Here is a 15,719-nt window from a genome sequence, read left to right on the forward strand (position 1 = left end):
CTTATTTTAATATCCTCGCCACGTCTCTTGGGGTCCATTTTTTTCGTTTGTGCTCCTGGACGATTATGAGTTTCGGGTGTGCTTCTACTTCATTGTATGTACCGTCGGCATGGACTGCGGTGACAAGGGTTGCGTGGTAGCGGCCATAGAAAACGATGTCTCCTACTTGGGGCTTTTCTGCTTTTTTGATGATCAGACCGTTTCCTTCTGCAAAGTCGTATACGTTTCGGACCCTGCGATAAAAGTAAGGGGTATCAGGTGTATTGGCTCCTCCTTCTGTCTGATATCGCTCCGGGTGCTTCGCGTAATCTTCCTGCAATAGTCCAGCCAATGAAATTCCTGCTTTACCGTAGGCAATGCGCGGCACATCGATGCAGACAATGAAGCCAAGCTTTCCACCCGTGTTGTTAACGCCGCCTTTCAGCGGATCGTAAAGAGTCCCTGCGAGTTTTTCCGCCTCTTGTGCTATTTCATCTTTATTCGAAATCCCATTTCCATTGGCATCCGACTTCAACTCCAATGATGATTCATCGCTTTTCATGGATGCATCGGTATAAAAACTTCCTCCGTAACTGTGAAACAAATAGATGTATGCTAACAGCGAGATGCCAACTAACACAACTCCACCGGCTGCGGTCATCCACTTTCTTTTTTTCATCAACAATCCTCCCTAGAAATCTCTTACCTTTACAGACGGCAAAAAAATGGGATAAGTTTCAAAATGGAGATTTAAGCTCTTGACATATAAAAAAAGCCCAGACAGAATCTGAGCGTTTCACTTATTTTCCCACTGCAGCTCTCGGTTTTACGACAGCGGCATCCTTTCCCGACTTATTCAGAGCCATTCGGGAAAATGCAATCCCGAACACGACCAGTAGGAGAAAGCCCGCTCCCATCGCCAGGCCACCAATGACGTTTCCGACAATCAAGCCTATCGCACCGATCATTTTCCCCATTTGAAAGACAAGGCCGTTCATCGCCATATAAGCGCCGCGCTTCGTGTCATCGACGATATCGGCCAAAAGCGATTGCCTTGTTGGAACATACAGGAGCTCTCCGATGGTCAAGACGATGACGGAAATGAAAAGAGCTGGGAGATTATTGCTGAATGCTAAAAAGAAATAGCCAAGGCCGAATAACATGAATCCCGCATACATGATCGGTTCTTCTTTTTTCCCTTTGATCCATTTGGCAACAGCAGCCGTGAAGATCACAATCATCAAAGTATTCACTACAGTCAGTAGACTCAATAATTTTATCCCATCAATCTCAAAAGAAAACAGATGGAGCAAATTCATTGTCTGTGGGATGATTTCTTTTTCCAGCCTTACAGAAATGAAATTATTCCGTTGAAATTCAATGGACAGGATGGCAATTCCACCAAGTGTAAAAGCCATAAACGTCCAGTCTTTGATGACCATTCCGTAGCTCTTGAACAAAGGTTTGATCCCAAATGACTTTTTTGATGCCCCTATTTCCGGCACATAAGAGTCAATGATGAATGTCGCCGTCATCCAAAGAGTCACCAGGCTCATGAGGGTTAAAACGCCAATCAATTCAAAGAAATAATGTTCAAAGAACCAGCCGCCGATCATCAAACCGAGCATGATGGACAGGTTGACAGCCCAATAATTGACCGAGTACATGAATGCCCTTGTTTCCTTCGTGCTCACATCAATGAGCATTGCTTCTGCAGCCGGATTCACGATTCCAGATGATACACCAATCAATAGCATCATGAAAAATGTGATCCATGGGGAAACAAATACCGGGGAATTCACGGCAAGCATACCTGCAAATGCGGCTGCCTTCATGATTTCCCCTGCGACCATCAGCCGTTTCCGTCCAATGACATCTGCGAGGAATCCTCCATATAAACCAGCTATAAATTGAACAGCCACCTGGATCAGCACTAAAACACCAGCGGCAGCTGCGTTGATTTCCTTTGTGAAATAGATGGCCATGAACGGGAAGACGGCTGAACCCACGACCCTGCTTAAAAATGAAGTATAAATCCTGATTTTGATATTGGGATGCAATGTGCGAAACATATGATCTCCTCCTTGCTTCCATTATGCTATTGGAAAAAAGGGGTAAAAAGGGTACAATCAAGAAAAAAATGTCCCCTTTTAGGAGGAAAAGAATATGCAAGACCGCTATTTTGCTATGAGGGCCCATTTCCTTGAAAGGGAGTTTAATGGGGAATGTGCATTTAAGCTGAAGGAGCTTGAAGAGCTTTGGTTCTGTTCCTTGAAGAATGTCAAAAGGATCCTGCAGCAGTTTGAGGAAACCGGAAAGATCTCATACATCCCCGGGGCAGGCCGAGGAAATCCTTCAAGAATCCGTTTCTCCGAGACTTTCCAGAAAGAAGTGGAAGCCTTCATGAAAGACTGCATGGAAAATGGGAAGCTGGATCAGGCGGCCCTTCTCCTAAGGCTACCGATTCCAAAATCATGGATTGCAAAGGTCTCAAGCGATATAAGGGAAATGTTCGGCTATCAGCAGGGTACGGAAGCAAAAGACGTCCTGCATGCATTCATCTCCAGGGACTTCACCACTCTAGATCCCTTGAAAGCCTCCATCTCCTTTGAGTCCCACTTAATCGAATACTTAGGCGATACGCTCGTCAAATATGATGCGCGGAATGACCGAATCCTGCCCCATATCGCTCATCACTTCGAATCGGATGCAAGCGGAACGAAATGGACCTTCTACCTTCGGAAAGGGATTGTCTTTCACCATCAAGAACCGCTTATGAGCAAGGATGTCGCTTATACTATCGAGAGGATTCGAAACAGTGTTGATCCCTCTTACCAATGGCTAGTCAAAGATATAGAAACTGTGGAATGCGACGGTCCATTTAAAATTACGATTCTATTAAAAAAGCAAAACCCATTCTTCTTAAGATATATGGCATCACCAAACTTGTGCATCCTGCCTTCGGGGATCCCTTTCAACGAATGGGAATGGATCGGCACCGGCCCCTTCTGTTTAAAGGAGCGTTCAGAGAATAAATTAGTATTCGAAGCATTCGACCGCTACTTTCTTGAAAGGCCGCTGCTGGATGAACTTCATTTTTATAAAGTGAGCCAGGATGCCGCATCAATTGTTGATTTCACCGTCCAAAACCCTCCGGCTGAAGAAGCTCTCAGCAAACACGAGATCGAAACCGGCTTTCGGTTTCTGATGTGCAATTTAAGGAAAGAAACAATCGTCCAGCACCCCTCGTTCCGAAAAGCTCTTTTTCATCTGATGGATATGCCTGCAATGGCAAAGGATCTGGAATGGGAGCAATGGGTTGAAGCAAGCAGCTTTATCAACCGTCGATCTTTTCCTATGAAGAAGGATTCTGCCGTGATTCCTCTTCTTTTAAGTGAGGCCGGCTATCGCGGAGAGACCGTGCACCTTTATCACATGGATTATCAGTCAGCATTTCAGGTGGCCGATTGGTACAGGTTGCAGGGAGAGAAGCACGGGATTCAGTTTGTGCTGCACCCCTTCACGTTCCATGACTTCTATGGCAGGGAAATTGATAGAAATGCAGATTTGATCTTTATGGGGGAGGTCTTTTCCCTAGACCATCACCTTTCGTTTCTCGGAGCATTTTACAACGACACGCTTTTCTTCCGGAGGCTCTTTCCTTTGGACTCCCTTGAATGGATCGATGCAAAGCTGGAACTCTTTAAACAAGGGGATTCTGCTGCGAGGGAAACTATCATGTATGAAATTGAGGGGCATATCCGGGAGCACAATCTACTAATCTTTCAGCATCACCCGATTAAAACGAGGACCTTCCATCCGATGATCAAAGATGTGAAGTTCCACTCGTTCGGCCATTTTGATTTTTCTAAGCTTTGGATTCCGGGTTGAAAAGGGCCGGGTGTGCCATGAAGGTGAGCACTGTCACGCCCCGATTTTTGTCGAATGTCGCCGAATTTTTGGCGTTGGCGCATAAGGATCGATTTTTCGCGCATACCCATGTTGGAACGGCTCATAGCAGGTGGACTTTGACGCATAGGAATGAAAAGTGGCTAATAGAAAAGGCTTTCCCGCGCATAGGGACAATAAATAGCGGGAAATCCCCCCTAATTCTCCACCCATATCGACAAGGCACTGTAAATAAGAAGCAGGGCCATTACAAAGTTGAACTGAATTCTGTATTTTCTTAAGAATTTTTGAAATAATGCTCCAAAAATAGTCCAGCAAATGGTGCCTGAAAAACCGACGAGAGCTAGAATCAATGAAAATATCATCAAGCTGAATTGAGAATGATAGAATGGCAGGATAAAGGTTGAAACAGCGGTTATGCCATATAGAATTACCTTTGGGTTTATGAACTGCAGGAGCATCCCTGTAGAAAAACCAAATTTTTTCTTCACGTCGCTTTCAGACTTTTTTTCTTTACTGAACATAATTTTCAGAGCTAAATACACCATATAGAACGAGCCAAAGATGGAAAGGCTGAATTCTATTTTTGGTACGGTGGTTCTCAGAAAAAGATTAAAATAACTGCACAACAACATAATGATTAAAAACCCTGTGCCGACACCCAAACAGAACTTGATTGTCCTTTTAAAACCATACTTATTAGCGGATACCATTGCCATAATGTTATTGGGTCCTGGAGTATAAGCAGTTACAAAGATATACAGGATAAATGATGCGATAGCCAAAAGTATCTCCTCCAGTTGTATGTTATACTGTACAAAAAGAACAATATAACGTTTGTTTGTTATATTGTACATTTCAGACTCTATATTGTAAATGAATTTATTTGGAGGATTCCCATGGAAGATATTAATTTAATCATTGCCAAGAACTTAAAATCATTTAGGGAACGGAAAAAATTGAGCCTGGAAAAAGTAGCAGAAAACACCGGGGTAAGTAAAACCATGATCAGTCAAATCGAACGAGGAGAATCGAGCCCCACCATTACTACGATATGGAAAATTGCGAATGGACTAAAGATTTCTTTTACATCCTTGATAAATAATCCGCAGCCGGATACGAAAGTCATCTTTAAAAAAGATGTGCAAACATTTTCGGAGGATAACGGAAAATATAGAATTTATCCTTTTTTCCCATTTGAGGAAGATCGGCGATTTGAAGTTTTCTCGGTTGAGATTGATAAAGGCGGATATCTAAGCTCAGAGTCCCATGGAGAAGGAACCGAGGAATATTTGACTGTTTATGAAGGAGAAGTAACGGTCCGGGTCGATAACATAGAATATACGGTTAAAAACGGGGACTCTATCAGGTTCAAAGTCGATAAACCACATTCCTACCATAATTCAGGTGATACTTTGACCAGGTTAAGCATGATTATCTATTATCCGATGTAGGTCTCAAGTAAAAAGCTCTCCAATTTGCGGAGAGCTTTTTTGCATTATTGCACACTATTCTCTTCATTTTTACAGCTGAGGGGTTGAATCACGAAATTCTAACCGACCGCACGATGAAAAAAATAACCGTCCCAAGGATAAGAACGAGAAAGACAGGCAGGAACCATATTCCAAGCCCCTCCTGGTGGCCTTTCCCGATTTGGATTCCCACCCATGTCAGATAAGAAAAAAGTACGATGATGAGGTTTTTCAGGATGTTGACCATCAGTACGGCGTTTTTATATTGCCGTTCTGCTGTTTCTTTCGTCAAGTTGATGTAATTATACACGTGCGGGTAGTTTTCAAGAATGGTTAGACCGATCCAAAGGATAAGGCCAATGACAGGTAGTGCCCAAATCGATCCCTTTGATCCCATGCCATCCACTTCCCCCGCCGCATTGAAATGAGTCGGGATGCGTGGAGGCAGATCGCCCCATGAAAGCAAGGTATAAAAAATAGTTCCTGAAAAGGCGATGATGCCGAGGCTATTTAAAATGATTTGTAATGGGGATTTTTTTAGCTTTATTACTGGACGATTGAAGGAATCCATTTTGATCCTCTCCTATTTTGAATGGTATTAATCTATACTCTTTTTCTGTTAAAAAAGTTTCACTATGGTTGACGGAATTTTTCAAAAAGATGAAACTAGATATAATTCATAATTAGGAATTTAAAGGGGGATGGTTTTGATGAAGCAGCTAGGCGACAGTGAGCGGCACCACCAATACAAGGAAGAGATTTTCAGTGTATTTGAAAAGGAGCCATATGCGAGTTCAATGGGCATCCGATTAGTAGAGATCGGCGAAGGGAGTTCTGTGGCAGAATTAAAAACGGCTGACCATATGGTTAATTCTCATGGGACCATCCATGGCGCAGTCATATTTGCACTAGCGGATTTTGCATTTGCGGCTGCGTGCAATTCCTATGGCCGGACATGTGTCGGCCTTTCCACCACTGTCAACTTTATGTCTGCCGGACAAAAAGGGGCTGTATTGCGTGCTGAAGCTGTTGAAGAAAAGAAAAACTATCGGACAGCCTGGTACAACATCAAAGTATTCTCGGGCGATGAATTGATCGCCTCCATGGAAGCTATGGCTTATCGGAAAGATCATTATTTTGTTCCATAAAAAGGGCGCATTCCCAAACCGGAATGCGCCCCTTTCACATGCATTACCACTAGAAATCTTTATCAATTAAATAAACTAACCACCATCGCAGCCAATGTCAAGATTGCCATCCCGCCGATTAGGATATATCCAATAAGGCGGATCCCTTTTGGCAATGATCCGACTTTTGAATAGTCCTTTGGCGGGTTCCCTTCTGCTCTCAGCAAATCTTCTAAAGGGGTATATATCTTATTGTCTTCGCTTTGGACTTGCTCCTGGGTATGCGTTGTCTCGTGCGTTTCTTTCAATTCGATCACCTCTTTTTGGATTCCAGCGGCAAAAGGACATATTACTAGAGCTTATGAAATGGGATTGGTATTTTAGAATGAACTTCCAATCAAACCCACCACATGTCTGCAGGCTGTTCTTCAATCAGGATGCTCTTTAAGTTGGTGACGGCGCGGTTGAACCCTTCTGGAATGGACATGAGCGGATCTTCGTGTTCGATGCTCACGACATAGTCATATCCATAGGTTCGGAGTGCACTCATCATATCAGACCATTCCTGAATGCCGTGGCCGCAGCCGACTGAACGGAATGTCCATGCCCTTGTCTGCACGTTTCCATATGGCTGCATATCGAGAAGGCCATACATATTGACGTTGTCCTGATCGATATAGGTATCTTTGGCATGGAAGTGATGGATCGCCCCTGCTTTGCCCAGAATCTTGATGGCTCCGACCGGATCGATTCCCTGCCACCACAAGTGGCTTGGATCCAGGTTGGCACCAATGGCATCGCATGTAGCTTCACGAAGTTTCAGCATGGTGTATGGCGAATGCACGAGGAAGCCACCGTGCAGTTCAAGGCCGATTTTCACCCCGTGCGCCTTGGCATATTCCCCAGTTTCCTTCCAGTATGGAATCAGCTTTTCTTCCCATTGCCATTTGTATACATCCCCAAATTCATTTGGCCATGGTGCGACCGGCCAGTTAGGGTACTTGGCTCCTTCGTGGTCTCCTGCTGTGCCGGAAAAGCAGTTCACAACTGGTACGTCCAGCATCTCTGCGAGGAGGATCGTTTTTCTCAAGGTCTCCTGCGATTCCTTCGCAAACGCCTCATCCGGAGACAGTGGATTGCCGTGGCAGCTGAATGCACTGATGGTTAAATCCCGCGATTTCACTTCATGAAGGTATGCTTTTCGGCTCTCTTCATTCTCCAATAATTCATCCAGCGGACAATGGGCATTTCCCGGGTATCCGCCCGTTCCAATTTCCACGGCATTCAACCCAGCCTTTTTGACATAATCAAGCATGTCAGTAAAGGATTTATCTGCAAATAAAACGGTAAATACGCCTAGTTTCATAGAGTTGGCCTCCTTAAAATTTCACACTGCTTTTTGTTTCGCTGCTCTTATAGATTGCTTCGATGATTTTAGAAACCTGATAGGCTTCTTCCGGTTGAACGAGCAGTTCTGCCTCTCCTCTGCAAGCTTCCGCAAAATTCCGCGCCTGTTCCAATCCGTAGTCTTCCTCGCCGGGCAAAAAGGCTGCTGAGCTGTTGAAAAGCATGCCGTGCTTGGCATAGTTTACTCGGAATGGGAAAACTTCCATTCCTCCTTTTTCACCAGAGATGCTCAACATTTCTTTATCATCTTCCACATTGGCTGCCCAGGAGGTTTCAAGCAGGAGGGACACGTTATTTTCAAATTTGATATAGCTTGTTACATGATCGTCGACTTCGAATATTTCATGATCAAAACTTCCCCACATGTTGACGGCATCGGGCTGTCTGCTCAATGTGTTATAGGCAGTCCCGGAAACTTCGACCGGCTCCGGATTTCCAATCAGCCACAACGCGAGATCCAGCAAATGGCATCCGTAGTCGATCAAGCTTCCTCCGCCCTGCAGCTCCTTGTTCGTAAAAACGCCCCAGCCGGGAACCTTTCTTCTTCTGAGAGCCTGAATCCTCACAACAAGCGGCTGGCCAATTTCGTTTTCCATCATTAGTTTTTTCGCTGCCCGTGCTTCCTTCATAAATCGATAATGGAACCCGATTGCTAATTTCTTTCCGCTTCGTTTGGCCGCTTCCATCATCCGTCCCGCTTCATCGGCACTCATCGCCATTGGCTTTTCACAGAAAACGTGAAGTCCTGCCTCTAAAGCAGCGATGGTGATTTCGGCATGAAATTTGTTTGGTGTACAGATGACAACGGCGTCGACTTCAGGAAACATGTCCTCAAATTGGTTAAAGACAAAAGGAATATCAAATTGATCAGCTGTCTGCTGCGCCCTTTCATGGTTGATATCGCTGACTGCCGTTATTTTCACAGTTTCAGCCAGTTTGAGGAACGCCGGGATGTGCCTGCCTGTGGCGATTCCTCCCACCCCGATGATTCCTATTCGCAATTGCTTCATGTATGCTCCTCTTTCCTTAAGGTGTTAATCGTTCAATTTCACATGCTTGCCAGTAAGGCTGGATTCCATAGCAGCCAGGATGACTGCGAGTGATTTTTTCCCTTCCTCACCTGGGATCAGTACATCCTTATCGTGTATGATGGCGTCGATGAAATGATTGATTACGCCGGATGACTGCTGGCCGCCTTCATCATTGGATTGGATTTTCCCTAATTCATAGCGGACCGTCTCGCCGTTTTTATATTGGACGATAAGGGAATAGTTCGGGTCATCTTCGAGTCTGATGATGCCTTTTTCCCCATAGATGATCGTGGAGTTATCCTCACCAGCCGTATAGGACCAGCTCGCCGCCAAGGTTCCGATGATTCCTGTATCCGTTTTCAAAATACAGACTGCGTTGTCGTCAACAGTTGCTTCTTTTGCCAGGGTATCAGCAAATCCGGATACCTCAACGATTTCTGCATCTAGAAGGTATCGGAGCAAATCTGTTTTATGTACGCCTAAATCGCCCATCGCACCGATTGAAGCCTCTTCTTTTTTAAAGAACCAGCTATCTTTTCCATCTACGCTCCAGCCCTCTGGACCACCATGGCCAAAAGCTGTACGGAAGCTGTACACTTTCCCGATGTCCCCGGATGCAATCAAGTCCTTTGCTTTTTGATGTGAACGGACAAAGCGCTGGTTGTGGCCGATCATCAATTTCTTCCCGCTTTCCTTTGCCGCCGCAATCATGGAATCCGCTTCTTCATTGGATACCGCCATCGGCTTTTCGCAAAGAACATGTTTTCCTGCTTTCAATGCTGCTACAGTGATGGGGGCATGAAGGTAGTTCGGTGTGCATACGCTTACTGCCTGGATGTCAGTATCCTTCAAAAGGTCCTCGTAATTCGAGTAAGCTTTTGCCTCGTATTTTCCTGCATGATATTCTGCACGCTCCACTTGGATGTCGCAAAAAGCCGCAAGTTCAACTGCAGGGTGGTTCGCATATTCCGGGATATGGCGATGGGTGGCAATGCTTCCGCATCCAATGACGCCTACTTTGATTTTTGACATAACTATTTCCTCCTTTTTATTTCTCTTTTATGGATTCCAACGGCTGTGCATTTCCATAGACCGGTCTTTTGCGGTCGATAGGTGAAGCCCATTTTACTGCATTGGAAATGACTCTTTGGATTTCTTTGTTGTGATAGGTCGGATAGGTTTCATGGCCAGGGCGGAAGTAGAAAATCTTCCCGTTTCCTCTTCTATACGTACAGCCGCTTCTGAACACTTCTCCGCCTTCAAACCAGCTCATGAAGACAAGCTCATCCGGTGCAGGGATGTCAAAATGCTCCCCGTACATCTCTTCTTGCTGGAGTTCGATATATTCCCCAATGCCATTTGTAATCGGATGGCTTGGATCTACTACCCAAAGTCGTTCTTTCTCGCCTGCTTCTCTCCATTTCAGATCGCAGGAGGTCCCCATCAATTTTTTGAAAACTTTTGAGAAATGTCCGGAGTGCAAGACAATCAGCCCCATGCCTTCCCACACTCGCTCGACCACTTTATCGACGATTGCGTCAGAAACTTCTTCATGGGCGATGTGCCCCCACCAGACTAGTACATCCGTTTTGTTTAAGACCTCATCAGAAAGGCCGTGCAGTTCTTCATCAAGGGTTGCAGTGCCAACATCATATCCATCTTCTTTCAAGGCATTGGCAATGGCGCCGTGGATGCCTTCCGGATAGATTTCACTCACCAGCGGGTTCTTTTTTTCATGTCGGTATTCATTCCAAACCGTAATGTGCATTTTGATTTTCCACCTTTTCTATAGTTGTATGTACAGGTTGACCCACTTTAACTATTCGTTGTGCAAACGGTTTTCTCCTTTGAATATAGGGAAAAAATTGTCGGAAATTCATAGAAATCCAGAACAGATTCACAGATTCCTTTATTCTCCCATATCTTAATGACGAAACTATTTAGGGAGCTGTTCTGAGAATGATTATGGAGCCTCAAAATAGGTCGTTCACCTCATCTAAAGAAACCACCATCACAGTCACAGGTGAAGGATCGATAAAAGCGTCGCCGGATACCGTCCTCCTCTCTTTAGGAGTCATCACCGAGAATAAAGATTTGGCCGCCGCCCAGAGCGAAAATGCCCAGCAGACAACCAGTGTCATCGATGCCATTGGTAAAATGGGAATTCCTCGGGAAAATATTCAAACTAAAGATTATAATATCTATCCTCAATACGATTATATTGAAGGAAAGCAGATTTTAAGAGGCTACCAGGTTAACCACCAGCTTGCAGTCACTATCCGTACACCTGAGATTACTGGCAAACTGATCGACCAGGCTGTTGCTAGCGGTGCAAACACGGTTCAAAATATCCAATTCCTCGTTTCTAATTCAGAGGGGTATTATCAAAAAGCACTGGAGCTTGCCTTGAATGATGCCACTCAAAAGGCGAAAACCATCTCCGCTTCACTCGGGAAGGATACGGCCCCAACGCCTATTAAAATTGTGGAGCAGTCCCGCGCTGTTGCAGAACCGATTCCCATCGCGTTTGCCCAGGCAGCAAAAAGCTCCACGCCAATTGAAGCAGGGAAAAATCTCATTACTGCAACACTATTGGTGGAATATAAGTTGTAAAGAATAAAAGCTGCATGGAAATAGCACCAGCAGCTTTTTGTCTTTCATTCTATTATTTTGAAATATTTCCTTCACTGAACAAGGCAACACTGTAATCAAATAATTGGGGAGTCATGATCCCTTTTTGAACGGCGGGGTCATTTTCCATGATTTCTGCAGCTTCTTCCTTTGATTCGGCTTCAAATACTACGATTCCCATAGTTGATTCATCCATTGGGGACGTCCTACCAGCCATGATCAGTTTTCCTTCTTCTTTTAACTTCACAAGCACACTGAAATGTTCGCTGACAATCTCATTTTCTTTCTCCGTCCAGTTGGCTTCAACCAATAACGAAGGAATCAATTTTAATACATACATATATTGCTGTCTCATATTCTCCCACCCTATCTTTTCTTTTGCTATAGTATGATTGTAAAGATTTTCAATCAATTTCAGCAAATACAAAAGATGATGGACGGAGGGATATTCATGAAAACAGAAAAAGAAAAAATGATTGCAGGGGAAATGTACATTGCTGCAGATCCTGAATTGATCCAAGGCAGGACGGAAGCTCGGAGGCTGACAGCCCTTTTCAATTCCCCATTTGAAAAAGAAGATGGCGAGAACACACGAATCTTGAAGCAGCTGTTTGGCTCAACTGGAGAAAATATTTATATGGAACCGAATTTCCGATGCGACTATGGATACAACATTCATGTCGGTGAAAACTTCTATGCCAACTTTGATTGTGTGATGCTCGACGTCTGTCCCATCACATTCGGCGATAACTGTATGCTCGCACCAGGCGTCCATATTTATACAGCGACCCATCCCCTTCATCCGGACGAAAGGAATTCCGGGAAAGAGTTCGGCAAGCCCGTGACAATCGGCGATAATGTATGGATTGGCGGCGGCGCCATCATCAACCCTGGCGTCACGATTGGAGATAATGCGGTAATCGCAGCCGGTGCCGTCGTAGTGAAAAATGTACCGGATAATGCCGTTGTTGGAGGTAACCCTGCCAAAGTCATAAAAATGATTGATTTGTGATGGCTGTTGGTGCAAGCGATTGCGCATAAAAACCGGGAAGTGACAGTCACGACCCGGTTTTTGTCGAATGAAAGGTCCCTGCACTTTTACAGGCTCCTTCAATTATATTTCGATATCGATTAGTGAAAATTCATTTACGTTTGCCAGTCCCCTATTGGTGATCCGGATTTCCGGGATGACAGGAAGTGCTATGAGGGAGAATGTCATGAATGGTGCATGAAGGGAACAGCCCAGCTGCTTCCATGCCTCTTCCAAGCCTCTCGCCTCTTCCACTACTTGTTCGAGCGGCTTATCGGACATCAAGCCGGCAATCGGCATCGGAATTTTCCCAATGATTTTGCCGTCTTCCACAACAATCATCCCGCCTCTGATCTCTGCAATTGAGTTGGCGGCAAAAGCCATGTCTTCTTCATTCGTTCCCATGACAATCAAATTATGGCTGTCATGAGCGACAGTTGAAGCAACCGCTCCTTTTTTCAATTGGAATCCGTGGACAAATGCATTTGAAATTTCGCCGCTCCCTTTATGCCTCTCGATGCAGGCTAACCGGATGATATCCTGCTCGATATCCGGCTTGATGATGCCTTCTACAACAGATAACTCTGCCTCCATCTTTACCGTTCTTGCACTGTTTTCGATAGCTTTTATCACATTAACCTTAGTATTTTCTTTTTGATATTTGCTCTTCAATCGAAAATCTTCAGGAGTCAGTTTTCTTTTTAACCGGACAGAATCTTTAATATGGGCAGGGTAGTCGAATTGAGGAAAATCAATGGTAATCGCTCCATTTTCCACTACCACCTCCCCATCGCAAATAACTGTCGATGGAACCATATCCTTTAGATCTTCCATTATCAGGATATCCGCGCATTTGCCTGGTGCCAGGCTTCCAATATCTTTTTCCATATGAAAGTATCGGGCAGGACTGATAGTTGCCATGCTGATGGCTTCAACCGGATCGACACCTTCTTCAATCGCCCTTCTTACGACATGGTTCAGATGCCCTTTTTCAACGAGCGTCTGAGGATAAACATCATCGGTGACGAGCGAGATGTTTTCTGTATTGACTCCATCTTCAGTCACCACTTTAATGACTTCCTTCACATCCTGCCATGCAGATCCTTCCCTGATCATAAGATGCATGCCAGCCCGCAATTTTGCCAGTCCATCTTCTTTCGCCACTGTTTCGTGATCGGATGTCACTCCTGCTGCCATATATGCCTGAAGCATTCTCTCCTCTGTACTCGGGAAGTGGCCGGTCACGGTTTTCCCTGCAGCCAACGTTGCTGAAATTTCGCCGCTCATTAAAGAATCCCCATACACTACACCTGGAAAGTTCATAACTTCTCCAAGTCCGGCGGTACGCTCCCATGTCAAACCTTCTTTGATATTTTCCACTCCGAGTGACGCCCCGGCATCCTCTAAATCCAGGGTTGCAGGCACGCACGAAGGAATCGTGGTGAACACTTTCAGAGGGAGCTTGCCGCCTTCATCGTGCATGAGTTTAACACCTTCCATCCCAAACACATTGGCAATTTCATGCGGGTCCATGAAAATCCCTGTGGTCCCTTTTACAAGAGCCGCTTTTGAAAATTCCGTCACACTCAGCATCGTACTTTCAACATGCATATGTCCGTCAAGAAGCCCCGGCACAAGGAACTTGTCAGCCGCCTCAATGACTTTTGTATCCGTCCCGATTGTATGGTCTGCATTTCCAATAAACGCAATTCTCCCCTCGGTTATGGCGATATCCATCCCATCAAGGATTTCCTTTGTATATACATTGACGAGCCGGCCGTTTTGGATGACCATATCTGCCGGTCTTTTACCGATGGCGGTTTGGGCTAACAGATCTTTTACCTCTATGAGTTCTTTACGTTTCTTCCAATCCATGGCTGCATCTCTCCCTATCTCTCCCTTTAGTTAAAAACAAACAAAAAAAGACTGAACCGAAAACCTTCGCATCCTCTAGTGTTTTCAGCATTCCTGCCAATTATCCCGATAAGCGGAAATGACAAGAAAAGAGGTATGGCCGGCTGTCTGGTCCAGTCTTAAAAAGAGAAGAGAATCATGCATAAATAAGCATGAGTCTTCCATTTTTAGTAGTCGGATCATTTACGGAAATCCGGTAGAGACGCCTGAGCCATATCCTCAGGTATATACTAAAACGCGCTATTAAATTTTAATGGCTATTATAACGGGAAATGCTGCCTAAGGTCAATGAGAAAACTCAGGAACCCGCCAGCTCCTTGACTTTTTTCGTGCAGCTTTCCATTGCGGCTAAAACAGCGCCGCGGAATTGTTCTTTTTCCAATGTGGAAACCGCTTCGATCGTGGCCCCGCCAGGTGAGCAGACCTGATCCTTCAGTTCCCCTGGGTGAATGCCTGTATCTAGGACCATTTTAGCGGCTCCGAGAACAGCCTGAGCAGCAAGCCTGTATGCCTGCTGTCGCGGCAATCCCTGTTTCACGCCGCCATCTGCCAAAGCTTCGATGAACATGAAAACATATGCAGGAGAGGATCCGCTGATCGCTGGGATGGCATCCATCAAATATTCCGGCACCAGTTCTGCTTTTCCAAAGCTTTCGAATAAAGCCGTGACAATCTTGAGATCCTCTTCATCGAGAAGGTCATTCGGGCATAGCGCGCTAAGTCCTTCCCCTACAAGAGACGGAGTGTTCGGCATCGACCTGACCGCCTTGATTTTCTTCCCGAAAGCATTTTTCAGCGATCCCAAAGTGATGCCTGCCGCAATGCTGACAATGATTGTGTCACTGTCGACTGCATCCTTCACCTGCTGGATGACACCATTGTATTGGTCAGGCTTCACTGCAAGGAATAGGACATCGGCAAATTTTGCGACCTCTTCGTTATGGGTGGTGACATTTATTTGAAAAGCTCCCTTTACTTTGGAGAGCGTTGTGTCGGTAAATGCGCTGGCCATGATATTCCCGGCAGGCACCGTATTGGATTGAATCATTCCTCCGATCATGGCTTGTGCCATATTTCCGCTTCCGATAAAACCTACTTTTTTATTCAAAAGAATCACTTCCTGTCTTTTCAGTAATCTTATTCTGGAAATCGATAATCATTACGATCATTTCAGTTTCTCTAAGATTGTACATTCTTGTACATTTCATTGCAAAAAAAA

General features: G+C 45.0%; 17 protein-coding genes and 1 riboswitch. Of the genes, 5 read left to right on the forward strand and 12 right to left on the reverse strand.

Features of this window, described 5'->3' with window-relative positions:
• Position 1: 1 nt before the first annotated feature.
• Together DFR59_RS03180 and DFR59_RS03185 are read right to left on the reverse strand one after the other, a co-directional pair.
• Entirely contained in the window at positions 2-658 is a 657-nt protein-coding gene (locus tag DFR59_RS03180; RefSeq protein ID WP_114744174.1) for a DUF1287 domain-containing protein, read from the reverse strand.
• 121 nt (positions 659-779) lie between these two features.
• The gene (locus DFR59_RS03185) at positions 780-2,051 is read right to left on the reverse strand and encodes an MDR family MFS transporter (protein WP_114744175.1); all 1,272 of its coding nucleotides are present in this window, start codon (positions 2,049-2,051) and stop codon (positions 780-782) included.
• A 94-nt stretch (positions 2,052-2,145) separates the two neighbouring features.
• Here DFR59_RS03185 and DFR59_RS03190 point away from each other — a divergent pair, with 94 nt between their 5' ends.
• Complete coding sequence (locus DFR59_RS03190) at positions 2,146-3,870, forward strand: ABC transporter substrate-binding protein (protein WP_114744176.1); 1,725 nt, start codon at positions 2,146-2,148, stop codon at positions 3,868-3,870.
• A gap of 215 nt (positions 3,871-4,085) precedes the next feature.
• Here the strand turns inward: DFR59_RS03190 and DFR59_RS03195 are convergent, their stop codons facing one another.
• Positions 4,086-4,673, reverse strand: coding sequence for a LysE family transporter (locus DFR59_RS03195; RefSeq protein ID WP_114744177.1), 588 nt, complete (start codon positions 4,671-4,673; stop codon positions 4,086-4,088).
• A gap of 114 nt (positions 4,674-4,787) precedes the next feature.
• On the opposite strand from DFR59_RS03195, the gene DFR59_RS03200 reads away from it, so the two are divergent.
• Positions 4,788-5,342: a helix-turn-helix domain-containing protein gene (locus tag DFR59_RS03200; RefSeq protein ID WP_114744178.1), complete on the forward strand. Its 555-nt coding sequence runs from the start codon at positions 4,788-4,790 to the stop codon at positions 5,340-5,342.
• 88 nt (positions 5,343-5,430) lie between these two features.
• Here the strand turns inward: DFR59_RS03200 and DFR59_RS03205 are convergent, their stop codons facing one another.
• Positions 5,431-5,931, reverse strand: coding sequence for a DUF1648 domain-containing protein (locus DFR59_RS03205; RefSeq protein ID WP_114744179.1), 501 nt, complete (start codon positions 5,929-5,931; stop codon positions 5,431-5,433).
• 139 nt (positions 5,932-6,070) lie between these two features.
• On the opposite strand from DFR59_RS03205, the gene DFR59_RS03210 reads away from it, so the two are divergent.
• A complete protein-coding gene (locus DFR59_RS03210; protein WP_114744180.1) occupies positions 6,071-6,508 on the forward strand; it encodes a PaaI family thioesterase in 438 nt (145 codons plus the stop codon).
• Positions 6,509-6,570: 62 nt separating this feature from the next.
• Here the strand turns inward: DFR59_RS03210 and DFR59_RS03215 are convergent, their stop codons facing one another.
• From DFR59_RS03215 to DFR59_RS03235, 5 genes are all read right to left on the reverse strand, one after another.
• Positions 6,571-6,795, reverse strand: coding sequence for a hypothetical protein (locus tag DFR59_RS03215; RefSeq protein ID WP_114744181.1), 225 nt, complete (start codon positions 6,793-6,795; stop codon positions 6,571-6,573).
• Between the two features lie 89 nt (positions 6,796-6,884).
• Positions 6,885-7,853: a sugar phosphate isomerase/epimerase family protein gene (locus DFR59_RS03220; RefSeq protein WP_114744182.1), complete on the reverse strand. Its 969-nt coding sequence runs from the start codon at positions 7,851-7,853 to the stop codon at positions 6,885-6,887.
• Between the two features lie 13 nt (positions 7,854-7,866).
• Positions 7,867-8,904, reverse strand: coding sequence for a Gfo/Idh/MocA family protein (locus tag DFR59_RS03225; protein ID WP_114744183.1), 1,038 nt, complete (start codon positions 8,902-8,904; stop codon positions 7,867-7,869).
• Positions 8,905-8,928: 24 nt separating this feature from the next.
• Entirely contained in the window at positions 8,929-9,957 is a 1,029-nt protein-coding gene (locus DFR59_RS03230) for a Gfo/Idh/MocA family protein (RefSeq protein WP_114744184.1), read from the reverse strand.
• A 16-nt stretch (positions 9,958-9,973) separates the two neighbouring features.
• A complete protein-coding gene (locus DFR59_RS03235) occupies positions 9,974-10,693 on the reverse strand; it encodes a ThuA domain-containing protein (RefSeq protein ID WP_114744185.1) in 720 nt (239 codons plus the stop codon).
• A gap of 191 nt (positions 10,694-10,884) precedes the next feature.
• Between DFR59_RS03235 and DFR59_RS03240 the strand changes: the two genes are divergently transcribed.
• Positions 10,885-11,538 (forward strand): SIMPL domain-containing protein, encoded by a 654-nt coding sequence (locus DFR59_RS03240; RefSeq protein ID WP_114744186.1) that lies wholly within the window; start codon positions 10,885-10,887, stop codon positions 11,536-11,538.
• A gap of 52 nt (positions 11,539-11,590) precedes the next feature.
• Here the strand turns inward: DFR59_RS03240 and DFR59_RS03245 are convergent, their stop codons facing one another.
• Positions 11,591-11,911: a YciI family protein gene (locus tag DFR59_RS03245; protein ID WP_114744187.1), complete on the reverse strand. Its 321-nt coding sequence runs from the start codon at positions 11,909-11,911 to the stop codon at positions 11,591-11,593.
• Positions 11,912-12,007: 96 nt separating this feature from the next.
• Between DFR59_RS03245 and DFR59_RS03250 the strand changes: the two genes are divergently transcribed.
• Positions 12,008-12,568 (forward strand): maltose acetyltransferase domain-containing protein, encoded by a 561-nt coding sequence (locus tag DFR59_RS03250; RefSeq protein WP_114744188.1) that lies wholly within the window; start codon positions 12,008-12,010, stop codon positions 12,566-12,568.
• A 102-nt stretch (positions 12,569-12,670) separates the two neighbouring features.
• On the opposite strand, the gene ade is transcribed toward DFR59_RS03250, so the two are convergent.
• Positions 12,671-14,461, reverse strand: a complete 1,791-nt coding sequence (gene ade / locus DFR59_RS03255) for an adenine deaminase (protein ID WP_114744189.1) — start codon at positions 14,459-14,461, stop codon at positions 12,671-12,673.
• A 190-nt stretch (positions 14,462-14,651) separates the two neighbouring features.
• Positions 14,652-14,753, reverse strand: a riboswitch (purine riboswitch).
• 45 nt (positions 14,754-14,798) lie between these two features.
• Complete coding sequence (gene proC / locus DFR59_RS03260; protein ID WP_114744190.1) at positions 14,799-15,608, reverse strand: pyrroline-5-carboxylate reductase; 810 nt, start codon at positions 15,606-15,608, stop codon at positions 14,799-14,801.
• Positions 15,609-15,719: the final 111 nt, after the last annotated feature.

Origin of the sequence: Falsibacillus pallidus (assembly GCF_003350505.1) — a bacterium.
GTDB classification, from domain to species: domain Bacteria; phylum Bacillota; class Bacilli; order Bacillales; family DSM-25281; genus Falsibacillus; species Falsibacillus pallidus.

What these genes read in the sequence shown, in the direction of transcription:
- DFR59_RS03235 (WP_114744185.1), bottom strand. Translation starts at nt 10,693, where the DNA reads ATGCACATTACGGTTTGGAATGAATACCGACATGAAAAAAAGAACCCG.
- DFR59_RS03245 (WP_114744187.1), bottom strand. Translation starts at nt 11,911, where the DNA reads ATGAGACAGCAATATATGTATGTATTAAAATTGATTCCTTCGTTATTG.
- DFR59_RS03205 (WP_114744179.1), bottom strand. Translation starts at nt 5,931, where the DNA reads ATGGATTCCTTCAATCGTCCAGTAATAAAGCTAAAAAAATCCCCATTA.
- ade (WP_114744189.1), bottom strand. Translation starts at nt 14,461, where the DNA reads ATGGATTGGAAGAAACGTAAAGAACTCATAGAGGTAAAAGATCTGTTA.
- DFR59_RS03200 (WP_114744178.1), top strand. Translation starts at nt 4,788, where the DNA reads ATGGAAGATATTAATTTAATCATTGCCAAGAACTTAAAATCATTTAGG.
- DFR59_RS03210 (WP_114744180.1), top strand. Translation starts at nt 6,071, where the DNA reads ATGAAGCAGCTAGGCGACAGTGAGCGGCACCACCAATACAAGGAAGAG.
- DFR59_RS03185 (WP_114744175.1), bottom strand. Translation starts at nt 2,051, where the DNA reads ATGTTTCGCACATTGCATCCCAATATCAAAATCAGGATTTATACTTCA.
- DFR59_RS03250 (WP_114744188.1), top strand. Translation starts at nt 12,008, where the DNA reads ATGAAAACAGAAAAAGAAAAAATGATTGCAGGGGAAATGTACATTGCT.
- DFR59_RS03225 (WP_114744183.1), bottom strand. Translation starts at nt 8,904, where the DNA reads ATGAAGCAATTGCGAATAGGAATCATCGGGGTGGGAGGAATCGCCACA.
- DFR59_RS03190 (WP_114744176.1), top strand. Translation starts at nt 2,146, where the DNA reads ATGCAAGACCGCTATTTTGCTATGAGGGCCCATTTCCTTGAAAGGGAG.
- DFR59_RS03240 (WP_114744186.1), top strand. Translation starts at nt 10,885, where the DNA reads ATGATTATGGAGCCTCAAAATAGGTCGTTCACCTCATCTAAAGAAACC.
- DFR59_RS03230 (WP_114744184.1), bottom strand. Translation starts at nt 9,957, where the DNA reads ATGTCAAAAATCAAAGTAGGCGTCATTGGATGCGGAAGCATTGCCACC.
- DFR59_RS03220 (WP_114744182.1), bottom strand. Translation starts at nt 7,853, where the DNA reads ATGAAACTAGGCGTATTTACCGTTTTATTTGCAGATAAATCCTTTACT.
- DFR59_RS03180 (WP_114744174.1), bottom strand. Translation starts at nt 658, where the DNA reads ATGAAAAAAAGAAAGTGGATGACCGCAGCCGGTGGAGTTGTGTTAGTT.